Origin of the sequence: Bacteroides sp. OM05-10AA (genome assembly GCF_003439055.1) — a bacterium.
GTDB classification, from domain to species: Bacteria; Bacteroidota; Bacteroidia; order Bacteroidales; family Bacteroidaceae; genus Bacteroides; species Bacteroides intestinigallinarum.
In genome coordinates, this window is sequence record NZ_QSUR01000001.1 from 319768 (window position 1) to 341985 (window position 22218).

The window sequence follows — 22218 nt, forward strand, 5'->3', positions numbered from 1 at the left end:
TTAAAATATAGTTTTATATGAGATTAGTTCCTTTATTATATTCTATCTTGAGTATTCTCCTTTTGCCTTCTTGCTCCGATGATGATAAGGAGGGAGGAATAAACGAATGTGTATCGGATAGAAACATTATCTTTAGTATAAATATTGCTGATTTTTCGACTCGTGTATCCCAGGATGGTACTCAATGGAGTGGAAAAGATAAAATAGGCGCGTTTATGTATGACGCTGATACGTTTGAACCTTTGAATAATTCAATTAATGTACCTTACATCTGTGATAGCGAAGGATATACAACCACTTTTACTTCCTCTATGCCGCTTTCATTTCCTGAGGATAATAGAGATGTTGGTTTTATGGCCTACTATCCGTATAATGATTATGTATATAATTATTTGTATCCTATACAATTGGTAAATCAGGAACGAGGAAGTGCGGCATATGATTTGATGGTTGGTAGTTCTGAAAGAGAATTAACTTATAATAGTGAGGGGAGTGCCCGGGTGGCACTTGCATTTTCTCATCAATTGGCTAAAGTTATTTTCAAGTTTGTTGATCAGGACAATAACTTTTTGGAATCAACTCAAGCTGTTGTTGTAAAGGGGATGCAGACGATGGGAACCTTTGATTTGCAAACAAGCAGATTGATTCCGAAAGATAATTCGTTAACTAATATTACAACTTATCATAATACGGCTACTAGGAGTTATGAAGCGGTGATCCTTCCTTCTACAATTATGAATACATATATTGTATCCTTTGCGATAGATGGTAATCCATGTGAGTGGGTATTTACTGATACGGATATTAATTTGCCGGAGTTACAAAAAGGATATAAGTATACTTTTACTATTCCAGTGGATGAAGGAAAGATTTCGGGACCGGCTAAGGTGGAGAAGATTAATAGTGGAAACTCATCCTCTCCTTGGACTGATGGAGACCCAGCTTCAGGTATGGCTTCTGCTGTTAATTATGATCTTTTTCCGGAAAACTCCGGGGCATTTGCTGATACCGAATTAAAAATAACCTTTGCTGGAACAGCTCCATTATTGGGGACTAAAGGATATATTCGTATCTATAGGGCTGATGATAATACGTTGGTTGATATGATTGATATGTCAGAACGAAAAGTACCTATCATAGATGGAGTAACAAAACTGAATACATGGATGGATATTGTTGGAGTGACTCCAAAAGCTTCGACTGTAAGCAGGAGAGTCGTGAATTATGAGCCGGTTAGGGTAGAAGATAACATGGTAATTATAAAACCGCATTCACAACGACTTCAATATAATACTCTCTATTATGTGACGGTTGATAAAGCTGCTATAAAGCAAGAACAATTTAATGGTATTTATGCTCGTAAATGGCTTTTTGCAACTAAAAAGAAACCGGAATTTTCTGCGACTGATGCTTATACAGTAACTGTGAGCCATACGAATGCTAATGCTGATTTCTATACATTGCAAGGAGCTATTGATTATTTTGCAATGAATGTGGAACGTAATGTGCCCAAAACTATAAAACTTGAAAACGGGATTTATAAAGAGATTATTTATCTGCGTGATCAGGACAATATAACCGTAAAAGGAGAGGATCGTAATAAAGTGAGTCTTCAATATGATAATCGGAACATGTGGAATGGTGGAATTGGAGAGGGAATGAATATCGATCAGTTTGCCCCGTTGGGCACTCCTGTTAATTCTGGTAATCGTTCGGTAATTACTATTGGTGGAAATTCTGATAAGATACGCTTTGAGAATATGACAATAGAAAATACAGCTGGAAATAATGGGCAAGCCGAAGCAATTGTCATTAGGAATAATGGAGGGGCAACAGCTTTTATTGATTGTAATTTCTATGGCTATCAAGATACTGTACTTTCGGGAGGAGGATATAATTGGTTTTATAATTGTCTGATAACAGGTGCTACAGATTTCATATGGGGGTGTGGTGACATATCATTATTCGAGAAATGTGAAATTAGAGCAATTAATAATGGTCGTGCATTACAGGCACGTGTTCCAAAAGGGAAAATCGGATATGTATTTTCCAATTGCCGTTTTACTGTTGGTGAAGGGATAGTAGGAAAGACACTTTTGATTTCGTCTTATGCTCCGGATAATATTACTTTCCTGAATACCACCTTCTCTGATGTCTTTATAAATAATTATATAGAAAATGGAGTAAAGGTAGAGCCGGTGAATCCCACGGTACAAGAAGGTTGTAAGATGTATAATTGTACGAATGAATCCGGCAGTAGTGTGTTCGATCTTATTCCGGAAGATAAAGGTGTAAATTCCATTTATAACCTTAATAAGACAGAGTATGATTTGTATTTTGGTAGTAGAAATATTTTGTTGAATGGATATGATAATACTGGTGGAATGTGGTTCAAATAAGAGTATGTTCCTGTAGAGGTGGAGCTATCTTCACTTTTGTGAAAAATAAAAAAATAAAATAAGAATGAAACTAATTTTTAGAAAGGATTTAACTGCAATATTAATAGTCTTTTCGTTGACTATATTGGGACAAGGCTGTTCAACCCCAGAGAATAAGATAGTAGAATTGGGAAATGTATATAGAGATCTTCCGTTCTCAATGCCTGAGATAGAACTTCCGTCTTTCCCCGATTACCAAGTTAATATTTGTGATTTTGGTGCCCAAAGTGATGGAGTGACTTTGAATACTGAAGCTATAAATAACGCTATTAAGGCAGTGCATGATAAAGGGGGAGGGAAAGTTGTTATTCCGGAAGGATTATGGTTGACTGGTCCTGTTACACTACTAAGTAACGTTAATTTGCATACAGAGAAGAATGCACTTGTTGTATTTAGCAGTGATACATCTTTGTATCCGATTATTGAAACTCTGTTTGAAGGATTGAATACACGTCGTTGTCAGTCACCCATTTCGGCTGTGAATGCCGAGAATATTGCTATCACTGGTTATGGCGTTTTTGATGGAGCGGGAGACAGATGGCGTCCTGTGAAGAAGGATAAAATGACGGACAGACAGTGGAAGAATCTGGTGAACTCCGGTGGTAATGTGGATGAGAACGGCAAGGTGTGGTATCCCAATGAAGGGGCATTGAAAGCATCTGTTCTCATGTCTGGCCAGGGGGATCAACAGGCTGAAATTACGAGTGAAGAATGGGAGGAAATGAAAAGTTGGCTGCGCCCTGTACTGCTAAGTATTGTGAAGAGTAAAAAGGTGCTTCTGGAAGGCGTGACCTTCAAAAACTCTCCGAGCTGGTGTCTTCATCCGCTTTCGTGCGAATCTTTGATATTGAATGATGTAAAGGTGTTCAATCCCTGGTATTCGCAGAACGGAGACGCGCTCGATGTGGAATCATGCAAGAATGTGTTGATTGCCAACTGTTTCTTTGATGCGGGAGATGATGCAATCTGCCTGAAGTCTGGTAAAGACGAAGATGGCCGTCGCAGAGGTGAACCTTGTGAGAATGTGATTGTGAGAAACAATACCGTTTTGCATGGTCATGGCGGATTCGTAATTGGTAGTGAGATGTCCGGAGGAGTGAAGAATGTGTATGTGTCCGAATGTTCTTTTATCGGCACGGATGTCGGGTTGCGGTTTAAAAGTGCCCGTGGACGTGGTGGCGTCGTGGAGAATATTTATATCAATAATATAAATATGATTGATATTCCTAATGATGCTTTGATTGCCGATTTATATTATGCGGTCAAAAGTGCTCCCGGTGAACCGATTCCGAGTGTGAGTGAAGAGACTCCTGCTTTCAGGAACATCTATATCTCGGATGTGTTTTGCAGGGGAGCAGGACGGGCGGCGTATCTGAACGGACTTCCCGAAATGCCGATTGAGAATATTTCCATCAAGAATATGGTGGTTACTGGTGCTAAAGAGGGGATTGTAGTGAATAAAGTGGCAAAGCTCAACATCGAGAATGTTGAAATTGACACTCCTGACCAATCTATGATACAGATCGAAAATACGACGGATATCACCATTAACGGAAAAGATCTGGGAACGATTTCAGAGAAACGGTTACTGACCAAGAACTAACTATACTATCTGTTTTTATACTGTTTCTATTGTCAATCTGTCAGGATGGCAGTTAAAGAAGTGAATTACAGTATAATACATGCTGACAATAGAAGCTGACAATAGGCTGACAATAAGAATTAAGAGTTCTATTGTCAGCCTGTTTTTTATTGTATAGTTATGCTGACATCTTGGAATTGTTGTTTCAAGGTTCTGATGTAGTTGCATTCACATGCCTGTACAGTTGACTAGGTATGCCTGTATAGTTTGGTTAGTGTGCCGGTATAGTTGGGCGAAGGTGCCGCTATCTTTACCTTCCCACGGTCGTGGTAGCTTCTTCTCACGGCCGTGGTGAGATACTACCACAGCCGTGGAGAGATCTCGTCACGGCCGTGAAGAACTAACAATATCGATACTTTAGCAGAACGATAACGGCACCTTAGTTGAACAATGACGGTGTCTTAGCGGAATAATGCAGGCTTGGTAAGTAAGGGATAATAGCTGCATAGTGCAGTTTAAACAATAATAGGCTGACAATAAAAGACGGAAATCTTTATTGTCAGCCTATTGTCAGCTTCTATTGTCAGTGGGTAATAGCTTGAAAACAATCACTTTATGAAGCCATAACTCTTGGCCTGACAATAAAAGCCATTTTTTATAAATTCTCAATGTAGCATAGGTTCATCAACCTAGCCTCAAATTGTATGTAATGGCATTACCTATTGAATCTGAATACTGCACGTTTGCAAGTCTTTTTCATTTGAACTGTTTCCGTAAAGTATCTTATATGTTCCGTTTAAAGGACGTATAGTATTGGTCGCTGCATCAAACCATTCGAAAGAATCGTACGGAAGCTCTATCTGGACGTTCTGTGTTTTACCCTTAGCAATGTTAACCCGTTGGAAACCACGAAGAGTTTTTTGCGGACCTTCTTTGTCGTCAGGACGGCAGATGTACACTTGAACCACTTCTTCACCGTCTCTCTGTCCGACATTACTTACCGGGATAGTAAGGATTGCTTTTTCGCCTTTGGTCAGCTTCGATTGGTTCAGGGTAGCTTTTCCATAAGAAAAACGGGTATAACTTAAACCGTAGCCGAATGGATAAAGGGGTGTTTCTGTCATGAAACGGTAGGTACGTCCTTTCATCGAGTAATCTTCATAATCCGGTAATTGTTGCATGCTTTTATAGAAAGTGATAGGCAGACGTCCGGCAGGATTGTAATCTCCGAAAAGAACATCAGCAACGGCTGTTCCACCTGCCTGTCCGGGATACCATGCTTGCAGGATAGCATCGCAATTCTGCGTTTCAGGCACGATGGCCATTGCCGAACCGGAGAAGTTGACGAATACTGTTTTCTTTCCATTCTTCTTTAGAAGAGCAAGAACTTCGCGCTGGATGGCGGGCAATTCGATTTCTGTACGGTCGCCGCCTTTGAATCCGGGGTCGGATACCCGCATGGATTCTCCTTCCAATAGGGGGGAGATGCCTCCGGCAAAGATAACTACATCTGCGCTTTGCAACTTGTTCAGGATTTCACGGGCATCCATTGGAGTTTGTTTTGCCAAGTCGAAGTTCAGTGCAGGGTTATCTTTAACCTGAATAAAACGCAACTCGATGTCGTAACTCTTTCCTGCTTCGTAGTTGAAAGAATACAGATTGGTATGATTCTTGATGTTGGTGGCTTCTGCTATTTGCTTACCGTTGAGGAATAAAGTAATTCCTCCGTTAGTCATTACGCGAAAAGTGGCGGCACCGGAATCTGTTGGGCGGAAAGTGGAACGATAGATGGCGGTGAAGTTTTTCAATCCTACGCCGGGAGCAAATACGATAGCACCTTCTGCACTGAAATGGAAAGGAGTGGTCAGACGGTCGGTTGCGGCAATTTTGCCTTTATATTCGCGGTTATTCCAGTAGGTGGCGTTGAATCCGGCTTCTCCGTCGATGCTGCACTGATTGAATAGGCTGTGCAGGGTGGTGTCGTTTGTATATCCGCATACAGGTTCGTAGATGATTTGTGCGTCAGGTAGTTTGGCGCGTATCCCTTCCAGTAAGGTAACGGTATGTGAAGGAAAGCCGTTGTAGTTACCCCATTGCATTACCGAGTCGTTGGCGTTGGGGCCGATGACTGCGACTTTCATCTGACGGTTTAATGGAAGGAGGTTGTTATTGTTTTGAAGTAATACCAGACTTTCATGTGCCATTTTCAGTGCCAGTTCTTTGTGTTTGGGACAGTCGATAACGGAAAATGGAATATTACTCCAGGGATGAGTTGGATTCATTTCTCCCAGTTCAAAGCGGGCTTTCAACAATCTTTTGACCGATGTGTTGATTTTCTCTTCCGAAATCAGGCCTTTTTTCACAGCATCGGTGATACTTTTGAAGTTACTACCACATTCGAGGTCCGTTCCGTTTAAAACTGCGTCGGCAGAAGCATGGGCTGCATCAGGATGCGTTCCATGTTTTGTGCGTTGGAAGAAGTCACTGATTGCTCCGCAATCGGTGACTACGATTCCTTTGAATCCCCAGTCGTTGCGGAGAATTTGGGTTAACAGACGGTTGTTGCCGCAGCAGGGATCACCTTCAAAACGATTGTAAGCGCACATCACTTCTTTGACTCCAGCTTTTTGTACCAGTTCCTTGAAAGCAGGCAGGTAGGTTTCCCATAAATCTCTGGGTGCAATGTTTTCTGCATTGAAGCTGTGACGGTTCCATTCGGGACCCGAGTGTACGGCAAAGTGTTTGGCGCAGGCATGAAGTTTGTCATATTCGGCATCTTCCGGTCCTTGCAAACCTCTGACTGCAGCCATTCCCATACGTCCACTTAAATAAGGGTCTTCGCCGTATGTTTCCTGTCCACGTCCCCAGCGAGGGTCGCGGAAGATATTGACATTGGGAGTCCACATGGTCAGTCCCTGATAGCGTTTATACTTTCCTCTTTCATTGAATTGGCGGTTCTTGGCGCGTGCTTCATCGGATACGGCATCAAAGACTTTGTATAATAGTTTGTCGTTGAAAGAAGCGGCCATACCTATGGCTTGCGGAAAGACAGTAGCCAGTCCGGCGCGGGCAACGCCATGAAGGGCCTCGTTCCACCATTCATAAGGCTTAATGCCAAGCCGGGGAATAGCTGGTGAATTGTTTTGCATCAACGCAACTTTTTCTTCTAATGTGAGGCGTTGAAGTAAATCGTCCGCTCGTTGTTCCGCAGTCAGTTTTGTGTCCTGATAGGGATACTTGTTGGGTTGTTGTGCCTGTACATTTACTCCTTGAATTCCGATAAGACAGGCAATGATCCATTGCTTTTTCATTTTCTAATTTTTTTTGGTTTTTAGATTTGAGACTGCAATAGTACGCGCTTTTCATTATTTTTGTGGGGAATATCCGGTAGAAAAGGAGGATTTCCTATGCACGACTTATTTGGAGCCGATAAATTCATAGACCTGTTCAAAGATAAAACATTTTGTTGAATATGGTATAAGTTTTACAATGTAAACAGAATGACACCGAAATGTTGGTTTGATACTTATATCAGGGATATGTCTTGTTGAAATTTGAGTTTTTAAGAGATAATCATAGCTGGCTTATAGATATTTACTACATTTGCGAACGACCGGTAATACTTCCGGTTATTTATAGAATATCCTTTTTGGTACATTGTACGTTGGGGATATTCTTGTTTGTATAAGAAATAATAGTAAATAATGGATATTGGAGGAGGCAAATGAATAGTGATTATAAAGTTGGCGATTTAATTTATGATGCAAATATTTATGATGGAATGAATACCAGCATGGATGATTTGCAATTTTATAAGCGGTGGTTACCTAAAAACAAGGATGCCCGAATACTTGAGCTTTGCTGTGGAACTGGCAGACTTACTCTTCCTATTGCAAAGGATGGATATGATATAAGTGGGGTTGATTACACTGCTTCAATGCTCCATCAGGCTAAGATGAAAGCTTCCGAGGCTGGACTAAAAATCAATTTCATTCAGGCGGATATCAGGACGCTGGATTTACAGGAGAAGTACGACCTTATTTTTATTCCATTTAATTCGATCCATCATTTATATGAGAATGAAGATTTATTAAAGGTACTTCATGTCGTTAAAAATCACCTCAAAGACGGAGGCTTGTTTCTGTTGGATTGTTTTAATCCGAATATTCGGTATATAGTTGAAGGTGAGAAAGAGCAGCAGGAAATAGCCACGTATACAACTGATGATGGAAGAGAAGTCTCGATAAAGCAGACAATGCGATATGAAAATAAAACCCAGATTAATCGGATCGAATGGCATTATTTTATCAATGGTGAATTCAATTCTATTCAAAATCTGGATATGAGAATGTTTTTCCCTCAAGAGTTGGATTCATATTTGGAATGGAATGGTTTTAGTATTATTCATAAATATGGAGGATTTGAAGAAGAAGTATTTAATGATGATTCGGAAAAACAGGTGTTTGTTTGTCAATGTAAGTTTGGATATTGATGTGTTGTTGACAGGCAAATCTCTTCATCTTATATGAAAAGTCCCTTTATATCAGTTTGCTCTATCGAACTTTGATTGATCGAATAATGAGACAACCGGGTATAAAGGGACTTTTTATATTCTTATCAAAGAGTTATTTTTTTCTCTCTTTGTATTCTGACGGGGTAATTCCTATCACTTTCTTGAAGCACTTGCTGAAATATTTCGGATCGTTGAATCCCGTCATATATGCTACCTGGGAGAAGTTATATTCGTCGCTGTCAATCAGTTGTACGGCACGTTTGATACGTATTTCCCGTATAAAGTCAACAGGTGTCAGTCCGACGATTGATTTTAATTTCCGGTAGAAGATCGTACGGCTAAGCAGCAACTGTTCTGCAAATTCGTCAATCGTTAGTTCGGCATTGTCCATCTGTTCTTCCATGTATGCCATTACTTTTTCCATAAATTGCTCGTCGTATGGGGTAATCTGTGGTTGTGAAGGAGTCAGAGGATCGGGAGAAGAGGTATTCTTTCCTTCCATCAGTCTATTCATATAGAGCTCTTGCAATGCTTTGCGTTGTCGTAACAAGGAGGCTACACGGGTCTTTAGATAAGTAGCACTGAAAGGTTTGGTGATATAATCGTCAATGCCTTGTTCCAATCCGGCGATACGGTCGTCCAGAGAGGCTTTGGCTGATAATACAATGATGGGGATATGGCAAATATTGTTGTTCTCTTTGATTTGCCTAATCATTTCTAAACCGTCCATCACCGGCATCATAACATCGCTGATAATAAGATCGGGCAGGTCGTCAACAGCATGTTGCAATCCCTCTTCACCATTGGAAGCTGTGATTACCGTATAATTCTCCGACAAAATACTTTTCAGAAAGGCCTTTAACTCTTCATTATCTTCTACCACCAATATGGAGAAACCATCCGAATTAGTCTCAAGGTCTTCTTTTTCTTCCACCTCTTCCGGTGCTTTCATGCTATCGACGGGATGAGGCGCTGAACTCTGACTATCATTCAGGATAAATTCGACCTGTACATCCTCTTCGAAAATTTCCCGTTGTAAAGGCAAGCTTACTGTAAAACGGCTGCCTACTCCGGGTTGACTATTTACTGTAATAGTGCCATGATGCATTTCCACCATCTCTTTCACGAGAGACAGTCCGATGCCGGAAGATGGTTGCAGAATATTCTGTTTTACCAATGACTCGAAACGTTGGAACAAGGAATGTTGCTTTTCTACTGCAATTCCGATTCCTTCGTCTGCAACCTCTATCTCTACCGTCTTCTCTTTCGTTGTGATATTGACTGTAATCGACTTGTCGGCAGGTGTATATTTGAATGCATTGGAAAGCAGATTGAAGAATATCTTTTCAAACTTATCTCTATCCACCCAGCTATATACCGATTGGATGGTAGAAGTCAGCTGATAGTTTATGTTCTTTTCTTCAGCTATCAGTTTGAAGCTACTCATCACCTTTTGCAAAAGTGGGATCAAATCGGTCTCTTCAATCAGTAGTTTCATTTTCTGATTCTGAATCTTGCGGAAATCCAAAATCTGATTCATCAGTCGGAGCATGCGCTCTGTGTTCTGATGTACCAAAGTCAAATGCTCACGGGCGGAAGGAGAAAGCGGCTCCTTCTCTAATACCTCTGTCACAGGGCTACTGATTAAAGTTAGCGGAGTACGTAATTCATGAGATATGTCAGTAAAGAATCGCAGTTTGATATTTGCTAATTGTTGTTCCATATCCACTCTGTGACGTAACCGGTAGATGTAAAATAATACATATACGATGCTTGCCGTAAAGAGTATGAATAGAATGAAATAGAGCAGCCATGCCCAGTAGGTTTCCCAAAAGGTGGGGAGTACATGTATAGATAGAGTCCGTACATTGTCCACCCAGACCCCGTCACTGTTTGTTGACTTTATCTGCAACTGATATTTGCCTGCAGGTAAGTTGATGTAGCTAGCGGAACGGTTATTATCTGCTTCATTCCATTCTTCTTCTAGTCCTTGCAGGCGATAGGCATATAAAATCCCTTTTGGATTGACATAATCAAGTGCAGCAAACTGGAAAGTTACATTCCTTTGAGACGGCTCCAGTTCCAATTCTTCCAGATTGTCAATGGAGTGATCGGTAAGGTGTCCTTGAATCTTGAGTCCTGTAAACACAATAGGAGGAACATAGCTACTCTTCCGCATCTTCTCCGGAGAAACTTCCAGAAAGCCTTTATCAGTTCCTAAGATAATCTGGTTGCGGGCATTAATAATAGGAAGAGCTTCGGAGAAATTGAACTCCTGATAGATGGAACTTAATTCATAGTTCTCAAAAGTTTCTTTGGCAGGATCGAATTTGGAGAGCGCAATCTCCGAAACAACCCATAGTTGGTTCTGTGTATCTTCAATCATTGATAGTGCCAGATCGGAAGCCAGCCCGTTGTTCTTGTCGTAGTTTTTGAATTGGATATTCTCGTTCAGCAGATTGGGAGATATCACTTTATTTACGCCTCCGGTGAAACTGATGATATAAGTGATTTTATTCTTGTCTGTATAGATATGCATGATATCGTTGGCACTAAGACTGTTTTTATCTCCCGGTCTACGGATATTCCGGTAGAATTTAATCTCTTCCAGGCGTTCGAAGTTGTTCGAGAATGTCAGCAGTCCGTTAGTCGTTCCCACTAAAATCACTCCTCCCGGAGCTTCTGCAATATTGCGTACTTTCATACCGTAAGCTATGGGATAGTTTCTTAACTCATTATTACTATGAATAAATGAAACTTTTCCATCTTTAGCTTGTGTCAGCAGATTTAATCCACCCCCATAACATCCTATCCAAATATTATTACGACTGTCCTGAAAGATAGCATAAATGCTATTACTGCTTAAACTATAAGGATCATTTGTCTGGTGTTCAAAATGGTGAATAGAGTAATGATTTGCTCCTGTCTTTTTAAGTTGGAAAAGTCCGATATCCCTTGTTCCCAGCCAGATATTCCCATCTTTATCTTCCAGAATGGAATATACCCCATTAAAGAAAGCCTGTTTTTCTTTGATGATATTTCCTTGTTTGGATAAGTATCCCACCAAGCTACCATCCGGTGCGAATATCTGGATATAATTTGACTTGGATGCCGTCCATAGACGTTTGTTGCTGTCTTGCAGGAATGCTCGTGTTTCAGCCTCGTAATCAGTCTGGTTAAATTGATAACTCTGTGGAAAGAAGCATAGTTTCTCTACACCGCGTGCCGTTGCAAACCAACAGTTTCCCTGATTATCCAATGTATAAGACCTGACTAACGGACTGAAAATAGACTTGGGATTATTGATATCCGTAAGAAGGGGTTTGAGAGTTCTTTCTTTCCGGTCATAGTAGCAAAAGTTTCCTTCCGTGGGGAGTAACCATAGGTTTTTCGCATTATCTTCAAAAATAAGTTTGCGACTTTTGCGCCCATGCTTGATAATCTCATCTTTGGGGGTGAACAGATGTTCTTTTTCATTGGTCGCGAGGTTAAGATGGACAATGCCCGGATCTTTTGAAAAAATCCAGATATCTCCCAAGTGGTCTTGATAGACAGATTCTACATCGTTGGAAGTTTGGGTAGCTGTACGGATGTCTATTTGCTGGAAACTGTTCTTCGGGATAGAATACAAAATCACTCCATTATCCGTTCCCAATGCCAGCATATCTTTTCCTATGGTAGTGACATTGTTTATCTTATGATGCGGATAAGGAATATCTACGAATTTCAGTTTTTTAGTGTGGAAGTCATATCTGGCTAACTTATCATTTTCTGCAATCAGATAGATCGTTTCCTTTATTTGGGTGATGAACTGGAAAGGAAAGTCAGTATCCAGTGTTTTCTTTCCTATGATGGAAACACCTTTATCCGTCAATATCCATTCATCTTCTTCAGAGTCTTGATAAATGTTAAATATTTGATTTCCTTTCAGGTTGTGGTTGGAAGCTGAATAAAGTGTGATGCCTTCTCCTTTTTTGCATAATTGTTCGTCCACTCTGAATGCATATCCGCTTTCACAGAGAATCCAGGCAATCCCTTTCTCCAGCGAATAAATGCGTGTAACATTGTTAGTTTGTTTCGTGGAAAGTTCAATAGGTTGGAGAACATCAATAAACTTCTCGGTTTCCACATCAAAAAGACAGGCTTGTCCATCGTAAGTGGGACACCATATATCTCCGTATTTGCTTTCTGAAATAGTTCCCATGCGATTGCTGCCGAATGCATATTTACTCTCTTGCGAAGTTTTATATGTCTTAAAAGTGTATCCGTCAAACTTGTTAAGCCCATTCCAGGTACTAAACCAAACAAGCCCTTTCTGATCCTGTAAAATGCTCATTACATTACCTTGAGCGAGACCGTCACTCACGGAGAAATGTTTAACTTGGCAGATAGGTTGAGCAGCTATATCGATCGCTATTGTTAGAAGAAGAAATAAAGTATGGAGCTGTTTCATAGTAGTTACTTTAATGTTTATAGCAAAAATAAACAAAACAATGCAGAATGGAAAGTCCGATAAGTGGTTTGAACGAATAATACTCGTTTTTGCTTATTTTTTCCTCTTCATCTTATATAACATTGATCTCTATGTTGTGTTTTGAACAAAAATAAGAGAGTAATATTAGTTAAAAAAATCCTCTTTATAATCTGAATTAAGATTATAAAGAGGATAATTTTATTGACAAGAGTTGCATGGGGTATGGTGAGATGAAATCATAATTGGGGAATAAATTGCACAAGACTTTCACAAGTATCCTCCTGCCAATGCCTAAAATCATAGCAAAGCTAACTAAATAGTTTTTCGAATTGCAATATTTATTAATTTATCTTATGGTATTTATGAAATTTTTAATATATTGAAGATATTTTGTGTCAACTTTCCGTAACTCGTTGATTTTGCTTATGTTTGTAGGTAAAATAAAGAATGAAGTGAATGAATATGTCTACACAGCTATTATATAATGATTTTCCTACTTTTTTGCGGAAATATTTTCCTTACAAAGTACAAAAGATTTCATTGAATGCAGGTTTCACTTGCCCCAATCGTGATGGTACAAAAGGGTGGGGTGGATGTACTTATTGCAATAACCAGACTTTTAATCCGGATTATTGCCGGACAGAGAAATCTATTGCTATTCAATTGGAAGAAGGCAAATGCTTTTTTGCCCATAAATATCCGGAAATGAAATATTTGGCCTATTTTCAGGCCTATACCAATACATATGCGGAGTTGGAAGGCTTGAAGCGTAAGTATGAGGAAGCATTGGCGGTGGATGGGGTAGTCGGGCTGGTGATTGGTACGCGTCCCGATTGTATGCCGGAAAACTTGTTGCGTTATCTGGAAGATTTGAACAAACATACGTTTCTCATGGTAGAATATGGGATCGAAAGCACTTGTGATGAAACCTTAAAACGCATCAATCGGGGGCATACTTATGCAGATACAGTAGAAGCTGTGTGTCAGACAGCGGCCTGTGGTATCCTGACAGGTGGACATATCATCCTCGGACTTCCGGGAGAAACACATGATACAATGGTGGCACAAGCGGAAATTCTTTCCGATCTGCCTTTAGCTACACTTAAAATCCATCAGTTACAGTTGATCCGTGGTACGCGAATGGCACATGAGTATGACGTAACTCCTGCTGGCTTTCATTTGTTTAACGAGGTTGAGGAATATATTGATTTGGTGATTGATTATGTAGAACATCTCCGTCCCGATATGGTTGTGGAGCGTTTTGTTTCCCAATCTCCTAAAGATTTATTAATAGCTCCGGACTGGGGATTGAAAAATTATGAATTTGTAGCTCGTTTACAAAAAAGAATGAAAGAAAGAGGTGCTTATCAAGGTAAGAAGTATAGGGATTCGGAAAAAAGGATTATTTTTGCAAACGATAAACTTACCACTTAATAAATAGCTGTTTTGCAGTGTATGGGATGGTGGAAGAAATATTTAATGGATTGAAAGATGGAAAGTAAAACAAGAATTAAAGGAAATGTCCACTATGTGGGAGTAAATGACCGTAATAAGCATAGATTTGAAGCGATGTGGCCATTGCCCTATGGAGTTTCATATAACTCTTATCTGATTGATGATGAAATGGTGGCGTTAGTGGATACGGTAGATATCTGTTATTTCGAAATCTACTTGCGTAAAATCAAGCAGGTGATTGGAGAACGTCCCATTAATTATTTGATTATAAATCACATGGAACCGGATCATTCGGGATCTATCCGATTGATTAAACAACATTATCCGGAAATTATTATCGTGGGTAATAAGCAAACATTCGGTATGATTGAAGGTTTCTATGGGGTAACCGGTGAACAATATCTGGTAAAGGACGGTGATTTCCTCGCTTTAGGACGTCACAAACTGCGTTTTTATATGACTCCAATGGTGCATTGGCCGGAAACGATGATGACTTTTGATGAAACGGATGGAGTTCTTTTCTCCGGTGACGGATTCGGATGTTTTGGTACTGTAGATGGCGGATTCCTGGATACCCGGATCAATGTCGATAAGTACTGGGGAGAAATGGTTCGTTACTACTCTAATATCGTTGGTAAATACGGAAGCCCCGTGCAAAAGGCTCTGCAGAAATTAGGTGGACTTCCCATTTCTGCCATTTGTTCTACTCACGGACCTGTATGGACAGAGAATATTGCAAAGGTGATCGGCATATATGATCGTTTGAGTCGTTATGATGCGGATGAAGGTGTTGTTATTGCCTACGGAAGCATGTATGGAAATACGGAGCAGATGGCGGAAGCTATTGCTGAAGAGCTTTCTGCACAGGGAGTTAAGAATATCGTTATGCATAACGTAACAAAGAGTCATCCTTCTTATATCATAGCGGATATTTTCCGTTATAAGGGATTGATTATCGGTTCTCCTACGTATAGTAATCAGATATTTCCGGAGGTGGAAGCGTTACTTTCAAAGATTCTGCTGCGTGAGGTGAAGGGACGCTATTTAGGTTACTTCGGTTCTTTTGCATGGGCAGGTGCTGCGGTGAAACGTCTGGCGGAGTTTGCTGAAAAGAGTAAATTCGAATTGATCGGTGATCCGGTGGAGATGAAGCAGGCTATGAAAGACCTGACTTATACCCAGTGCGAAAATCTGGCACGTGCCATGGCGGACCGTTTGAAGAAAGATCGTTAAAACAGTGAATGAGATAATTTATTAACTAACCTATAAAATAATCGACTTATGAGACTTATTATTCAGCCGGACTACCAGTCCGTATCTCTGTGGGCTGCACATTACGTTGCCGCTAAAATAAAAGCTGCCAATCCAACCCCCGAAAAACCATTTGTATTGGGCTGTCCCACCGGATCATCTCCGCTGGGCATGTATAAAGCTTTGATCGACCTGAATAAGAAAGGAATCGTTTCCTTCCAGAATGTGGTAACATTCAACATGGACGAATATGTAGGATTGCCGAAAGAACATCCGGAAAGCTATTATTCTTTCATGTGGAATAACTTTTTCGGTCATATCGACATTAAACCCGAGAATACTAATATTCTGAATGGTAACGCTCCGGATCTGGATGCAGAATGTGCACGTTACGAAGAAAAGATCAAGTCATACGGCGGCATCGACCTGTTCATGGGTGGTATTGGTCCTGACGGACATATTGCATTCAACGAACCGGGATCTTCATTGACTTCACGCACTCGTCAGAAAACGTTAACAATGGATACCATCATTGCTAACTCCCGTTTCTTTGATAATGACATCAACAAAGTTCCTAAGACTTCTTTGACAGTGGGAGTGGGTACTGTGCTTTCTGCAAAAGAAGTGATGATTATTGTAAATGGTCATAACAAAGCTCGTGCTTTGTATCATGCTGTAGAAGGTGCTATCACACAGATGTGGACAATCAGTGCATTGCAAATGCATGAAAAGGGTATTATCGTTTGTGATGATGCTGCTACAGCTGAATTGAAAGTGGGTACTTACCGTTACTTCAAAGATATCGAATCTGCTCATTTGGATCCGGAATCATTGATTAAGTAATTTGTGATGAAATAATAGAAATAAGGGCTGCGCACTGAAAATGTGACGCAGCCCTTATTATTTCTGATACTATTATGTGAAGATTAGATTTTGGAGGATTATCTAACGAGCAAGTATTCTGGCTATTTCTGTTGCTGCTACTTTATATCCTTCACCAGTGAAATGAATGTAATCATTTCCATAAAGTCCGTCTTTCATAGTTCCGTCCGCTTCGGTGAACCATTTGGTGGGATTGATATATTCAACTTTCTCGAATCGGTGATGTTGTAATATGTCATGAATCTTATCACATTGTGTGCGCACTTTACTCTGTTGTTCCTTACCGGATGGAAACAGACCTAAAAGAATGATACGTGATTCGGGGAATTGCTTCCGTACTTCATTGGCTACTGCGATAATTCCTTCAGCCGTGTTTTCAGGACTGTCTTTTCCACTTATCAGATTATTAATTCCAATGGCAATCACTATGTTTTCAGGGTGGCAACTATTGTAGTTATCATAACGGACACGCCAAAGCAGGTTTTGCGTGCGGTCGCCGGATATGCCGGCACTTTCCCAATTATCCTTTCCTATGGCATTGTCCATAGCCTCTTTGCCGGGCTTGTAAGTCACTTCTTTTCTGTTACCTCCCCAACCTTGTGTGATGGAATTCCCCAATAACAACAGTTTTAAATGTTTCCCATTGAGAGTGGCGGTTATGTCTTTTGCTACGCTGTTCCAGTCCGAGTTTTGGGTCCATCCGGCTGCCGAACGGAATTCATTTCCCGGTACAGGATGCACACACATGTTTTCCGCCCTGTTCGTAGCTTTGAGGATGAACTGCACAATAGGCTCGGGATTGTTGAGGGAGTGCGGGTGATGATCCACTCCAGGCTTATGAATAATAGTAATTGGTGCATGCAATTCCTCCATACGTTGTTCGAAAATGGCTGTGTTTTCAACAACCGGCACCACTTGGTCAGCATCACCTACCACGTGCAGGATGGGGATTCCGGCTTTTGCCATTGTCGGTGCACAGTCTATCGGATTCTTTTTCCAGTTCAACGCTTCAGCTTCGTTTTTAAAACCGTAAGCATTGAGAAGTTGTTTCGTATCCATGGTGGAACCGGCAGATTTACCTTGTCCCATAGGCCAACTTTTGAAGTCCATTACGGGGGCATCTGCATAAATACATGCCACTTTTTCCGGGTTTTGTGCCGCCCAGTTATAGACAATCAGCCCGCCACGACTCATCCCTTCAAGTGCCACTTTCTTGTTGAATCCGACTTTCACCATTCGCTTGTAAAAACTATTCCAGCGTTGAACAGCTTTATCCGAGCCATATAAGTCGGCTACATCACAGTAAACAATATGAAAGCCATGTTCCAATAATGCTATGTCAGTCTGTGGCTCATGCCCCCAAAAGCGTGCACGAATCATCCAGGGTTTTCCTATGGCTTCTTTTGCGGGCTCTACTACCAGGCATTTTACTCCCTCATTCTCAAATTCATACCCTTGGTGTCCATGGAAGTTGAATCGTTTGGCATCTTGTATTCCCAGTGATGTCTGCAGCTTTGTTGGAGAAGCTGTTGTTTTTACAGCGAGATATTCATATATCTTTTGGGCCATGACTCCTGCTCCGATAGAAGAGGGGTGCAGTTTGTCCGGTAGCATAACCGAATCCCACTGGTCGCCGAAGAGATTAAACAGATTGATAATTTCCAGTTGATTTTTCCAAGCCAATTCTTCCACCGTGGGGCGTACCTCGTTTTCTATCAGTTGTGCATTGATTTCCGAACCCTCCGGCAGGAAACAACGGATAGGAGTCAGGAGAATAATACGTGGATGTGATTTCAGATTCCGGTATGTGTCAATTAATGTCTGGTAATTGTCTTTGAATTCGTCTTTGTATTTCCAGTTTTGCGGTTTGGTATCGTTAGTACCTAATTTGATTAATACAATATCGGGCTGATATTCCAGAGATGCTTTGTAGGTATCTGTTTCGGAATATGGGTAATCTCCTTTAGACAATATAGTTCGACCAGAGGCTCCGAAGTTTTTAACCTCATACCCATCTCCCAGATAAGCTTGAAGTTGTGCCGGATAGCAGTTCATTTCCCGGTTGGGGATGAATGCTCCATAAGTAATACTGTTTCCTATGCACGCTACCCGTATGGGCTCACTTGCAAATGATTGGATAGTAATGAATAGACATACAAGAAAGATGCCGATGTGATTTAATTTTTTCATGATGAATATGATGATTTTGGTTTGTTGGGGGGATAACCAATCGTTGTTTTGCTGTGTATAAACGAACTGGCATGCTACTAATAATAAAACTTATTTATTCACGTTCCTATCATATAGCATACCAGTTCGATTCATTTTTCGGTTTTTATACCTCTTCCAGCCAGCCTTTCCCTTGCCGGATGATTTCCAGTTCGTCGTCGGTACATTTCACTACGGTGGAAGGTTCTATACCTCCGATACCTCCGTCAATGACCAGATCGACGATGTCACCGAACTTCTCATCTATCAGTTCGGGATCTGTCATATATTCCAAGTCCTCATGCTCTTCGTAGGGCAGAGTGGTCGTCATAATGGGAGCATCCAGCAGGCGTGCGATTTCGCGGATGATATTATTATCCGGCATACGGATACCCACTTCTTTCCGGTTGCGGAAGATTTTGGGTAACCGGTTGGTTCCGTTCAAAATAAAGGTGAATGGCCCCGGAAGATTATGCTTCATCAGCTTGAATATATTATTGTCTACTTTCGCATATTCGCTGATGCTACTCAAGTCGTAACAGATGATAGACAGATTGTTCTTTCTGGGGTCTATCTCTTTGATCCGGCATATCCGTTCTATAGCACGTTCCTTCAAACCATGACAACCGATGGCGTACATCGTATCAGTGGGGTAGATAATCAGTCCGCCGTCATTCAGGATGTCGATGATTCGTTGTAAATCCTGCGGGTTATTATTTTTGTCATATAGCTTCAGAAGCATAATTCATTCTCCTTCTCTCTTATTTGAGTTTCTTTTTTAAGAAATCCAGTGCCTTTTCTGCAGCTTTCTCTGTCACCTTTTGTTTGATTGAATCCTTATTGGCGGTAGCGGCAGAGTCCAGTCCCAGTTTCTGTCCGAGTTTGCTGATAGCTTCATCGGCTACAGCCTCGACAGCTTGGTTGGCCATGCTTTTAGTATCGACGCTGACTTTCGGAGAGGTAAATGAACCTCCGATCTTCAAGTCAAGAGTCATTAGTTTAGAGATATTGCCTACGGATGCCGGCAACTTCACTTTTCCGGAGTAGTCGATGGTTTGATCGAGGCCTGTGCTACCGGAAAGATTCAATGTGTAGTCTCCCATCTTGATATCGAACGGTTTGGTTTCTACGCGTCCGTCTTTGATGGTGAAATCCAGTGTCATATCTTTCACCTTCATGTCTTTCAGACTTGGCTGTTTAACGGCATCGGCTATTTCGTCGATTGCTTTCACTCCGCTTAAACTAAGATCACGGGTGGAAAGGCTGCCATCACCTTGCATTGTATTCAGTACAGGGCTCATGGTTGCATCCAAATCTGTCAGTACATTAATACTTCCGGAGAAATTACCTTTCAGGTTTTCGAAGATAGGAGCCATCTTCTGCACCATGTCCAATTCTTTGTAAGCTTGTGCGAAACCGATATTGGAGAGTTTGAATCCGGCTTTCATTTCCGGCTTCTTTACGTTGGCAGTAGAGTAGTAGCCGTTCATGACCACGTTGCCACCCATGGTATTCATGGAGAGGTTTTTCATATCCACTTTGCCATCTTTTATCACAAGCTTGCCGTTCATATTATTGAAAGACATCTTATCGAATAACACCTGTTTCAGGTTAGCGTCCATTTGGAAGTCGATGTTGCGGGGAACTTCCATAATACCCGTGGCAGCTGTAGCTACGGAGTCGGTAGACGCAGTTTCTGATGCAGTCGCTTCATCCGCAGAAGCGGCCATGAAGTCGTTCAGATTGAAATAGTTGGAACGAATATTCAGGTTTCCTCTCAATGTAGTACCCTTCAATGCATAACCGATATAGTTTTCAAACCGACTGTCGGCTGTGATATCATTCTTTCCGATGTTGACGGTTGTCTCGCTCAACTGGAGGTATTTCGGGGTGAAAGTGAAGAGAGACTTCTTGATTTCTACGTCAGGCATATCTTTCATTTTGAGTTTCATACCCGTCAGTCCGATAGTGCCTGAGGCTTGCATACGTTCATATTCCTCTTTTTCGATATAGGAAAGGCGTCCTGACATTTGCATATCGGCGTCAATGGTACCGTTCAACTCCATATCTCCAAGTGGATAGACTTGTTTTATCATACCTAAATTGAGAATCCCTTTAGCTTCAGCTTTAAAGTCCGGATCGCTGATCGGTGTTTTTACATTAGCCGTCAGGCTAAACGGATTTCCGGCAAGACGGAAACTGAAAGGATTGATATTGACCGTCGTCAGGTCGATATTTCCTCCCGGGTTCTGGACGTTGGCACTGATATTGATTTGATCCACTCCTGCCGGTAAAGCCGGATAGCGGAACATGGCATTCTTGACTTGCATATCAATGTTGAATGCAGGAACGGTGTCGCCTTGCAGGATGCCTTTGGCCGTTGCAGTAAGCGTAGCGGTTCCGTCTGTTTTCAGACTGGAGAATTCCGTTGCATAAATGGCTGGAATCAGTGACAAGATTTCCTTAAACCCGATATCGTTCGTGTTAAGTTTCAAGTCCATGTCGATAGCCGGATCTTTCAAGGCTACCCAACCGTCGATACCTGCCTGAATGGCGTTGAGGCGGATGGTGTTGTCTTTTAATGTGTATTTGTTATTGGCAAGGTCGGCATCCACATCCATTGTTGCGGAGATATTGGCATTGGCCAGGAAAGGGATTCCATTCATCTTGTAAGTAAGTGATTTGGTTTCCGCTTCCAACTTCAGAGTAGTGCGGTCACTTCCTAAGTCTCCGGCGCAGATTGCGTTAAAGTCGCGGATATCAGCATACATCTTTCCTTGTTGATCGTCATAAATCAGGTTCATGTTTTTGATAACAAAGCGTTGTAGCTTCACTTTGAAAGGAGAAGATGCTTCTTCTTCTGAAACAGGAGCTTCGGCTGTTGCTGTTGTATCCGGTTTCATAATATCCCAGTTGGCACGTCCGTCCGGCAATACAATGGCATGTAAACGTGTATCTTCAATAAATATTTTAGAAATATCGTAACCGCTATCTCCAAAAAGAGAGAATAAGTTGACTGCGGCAGTAACTTCTCCGGCCTGTACAAGGGTGTCGTTGGCAAATTCACCAGTACCTTTTAACCAGAAATCCTCGAGAGTGACAGAAGCCTGTGGAAAGTTACGGAACAGGCTAATGTTAAGGTTCTTAAAGTCAAATTGTGCATTAAGCATCTTGTTGCCTTCTGTTTTTACAATGTCGGCTATCTTTCCCTGGAAGGCGAAAGGAAGAAGGAACATCAGAATGATGATGACTCCTACTGTGATAGCTGCGATTTTCAAACCTTTTTTCATTTGCTTCTATTTTAAGAGTTTGAGATATTACAAAGAGCAAAACTAATAAAAGTTTTTGATATAGAGGGAGAATCAGTTCTTTTTCTTTCGTCTTGATACGAAAGAAAAGGAAGCAAAAAGAAAGA

At 41.1% G+C, this 22218-nt stretch carries 11 protein-coding genes; 6 read left to right on the plus strand and 5 right to left on the minus strand.

Annotated features, from left to right (window positions below):
* Positions 1–17 precede the first annotated feature (17 nt).
* Positions 18–2399 (plus strand): pectinesterase family protein, encoded by a 2382-nt coding sequence (locus tag DXB58_RS01080; protein WP_122135622.1) that lies wholly within the window; start codon positions 18–20, stop codon positions 2397–2399.
* Between the two features lie 64 nt (positions 2400–2463).
* Positions 2464–4041: a glycoside hydrolase family 28 protein gene (locus DXB58_RS01085; protein ID WP_122135623.1), complete on the plus strand. Its 1578-nt coding sequence runs from the start codon at positions 2464–2466 to the stop codon at positions 4039–4041.
* Between the two features lie 698 nt (positions 4042–4739).
* Here the strand turns inward: DXB58_RS01085 and xyl3A are convergent.
* On the minus strand, positions 4740–7331 hold the full coding sequence (gene xyl3A, locus DXB58_RS01090) for a xylan 1,4-beta-xylosidase (RefSeq protein ID WP_122135624.1): 2592 nt from the start codon (positions 7329–7331) through the stop codon (positions 4740–4742).
* Between the two features lie 413 nt (positions 7332–7744).
* Between xyl3A and DXB58_RS01095 the strand changes: the two genes are divergently transcribed.
* Positions 7745–8512 carry a class I SAM-dependent methyltransferase gene (locus tag DXB58_RS01095; protein ID WP_122135625.1) on the plus strand — a complete coding sequence of 256 codons (768 nt, stop codon included), beginning with the start codon at positions 7745–7747 and terminating at the stop codon, positions 8510–8512.
* Between the two features lie 133 nt (positions 8513–8645).
* Here DXB58_RS01095 and DXB58_RS01100 read toward each other — a convergent pair whose 3' ends face one another.
* Entirely contained in the window at positions 8646–12986 is a 4341-nt protein-coding gene (locus tag DXB58_RS01100) for a hybrid sensor histidine kinase/response regulator transcription factor (protein WP_122135626.1), read from the minus strand.
* A 477-nt stretch (positions 12987–13463) separates the two neighbouring features.
* Here DXB58_RS01100 and DXB58_RS01105 point away from each other — a divergent pair, with 477 nt between their 5' ends.
* From DXB58_RS01105 to nagB, 3 genes are read left to right on the plus strand one after another with little or no spacing between them, the layout of a single operon-like run.
* Positions 13464–14441 carry a TIGR01212 family radical SAM protein gene (locus tag DXB58_RS01105; RefSeq protein WP_199487902.1) on the plus strand — a complete coding sequence of 326 codons (978 nt, stop codon included), beginning with the start codon at positions 13464–13466 and terminating at the stop codon, positions 14439–14441.
* Between the two features lie 57 nt (positions 14442–14498).
* Positions 14499–15695 carry an FprA family A-type flavoprotein gene (locus tag DXB58_RS01110; RefSeq protein ID WP_122135627.1) on the plus strand — a complete coding sequence of 399 codons (1197 nt, stop codon included), beginning with the start codon at positions 14499–14501 and terminating at the stop codon, positions 15693–15695.
* A gap of 48 nt (positions 15696–15743) precedes the next feature.
* Complete coding sequence (gene nagB, locus DXB58_RS01115; RefSeq protein WP_004301540.1) at positions 15744–16556, plus strand: glucosamine-6-phosphate deaminase; 813 nt, start codon at positions 15744–15746, stop codon at positions 16554–16556.
* A 102-nt stretch (positions 16557–16658) separates the two neighbouring features.
* On the opposite strand, the gene DXB58_RS01120 is transcribed toward nagB, so the two are convergent.
* From DXB58_RS01120 to DXB58_RS01130, 3 genes are all read right to left on the minus strand, one after another.
* Positions 16659–18785: a GDSL-type esterase/lipase family protein gene (locus tag DXB58_RS01120; protein WP_122135628.1), complete on the minus strand. Its 2127-nt coding sequence runs from the start codon at positions 18783–18785 to the stop codon at positions 16659–16661.
* A gap of 145 nt (positions 18786–18930) precedes the next feature.
* Positions 18931–19545: an L-threonylcarbamoyladenylate synthase gene (locus DXB58_RS01125; protein WP_004301542.1), complete on the minus strand. Its 615-nt coding sequence runs from the start codon at positions 19543–19545 to the stop codon at positions 18931–18933.
* 19 nt (positions 19546–19564) lie between these two features.
* Positions 19565–22093: an AsmA-like C-terminal region-containing protein gene (locus tag DXB58_RS01130; RefSeq protein WP_122135629.1), complete on the minus strand. Its 2529-nt coding sequence runs from the start codon at positions 22091–22093 to the stop codon at positions 19565–19567.
* Between the last annotated feature and the right edge of the window lie 125 nt (positions 22094–22218).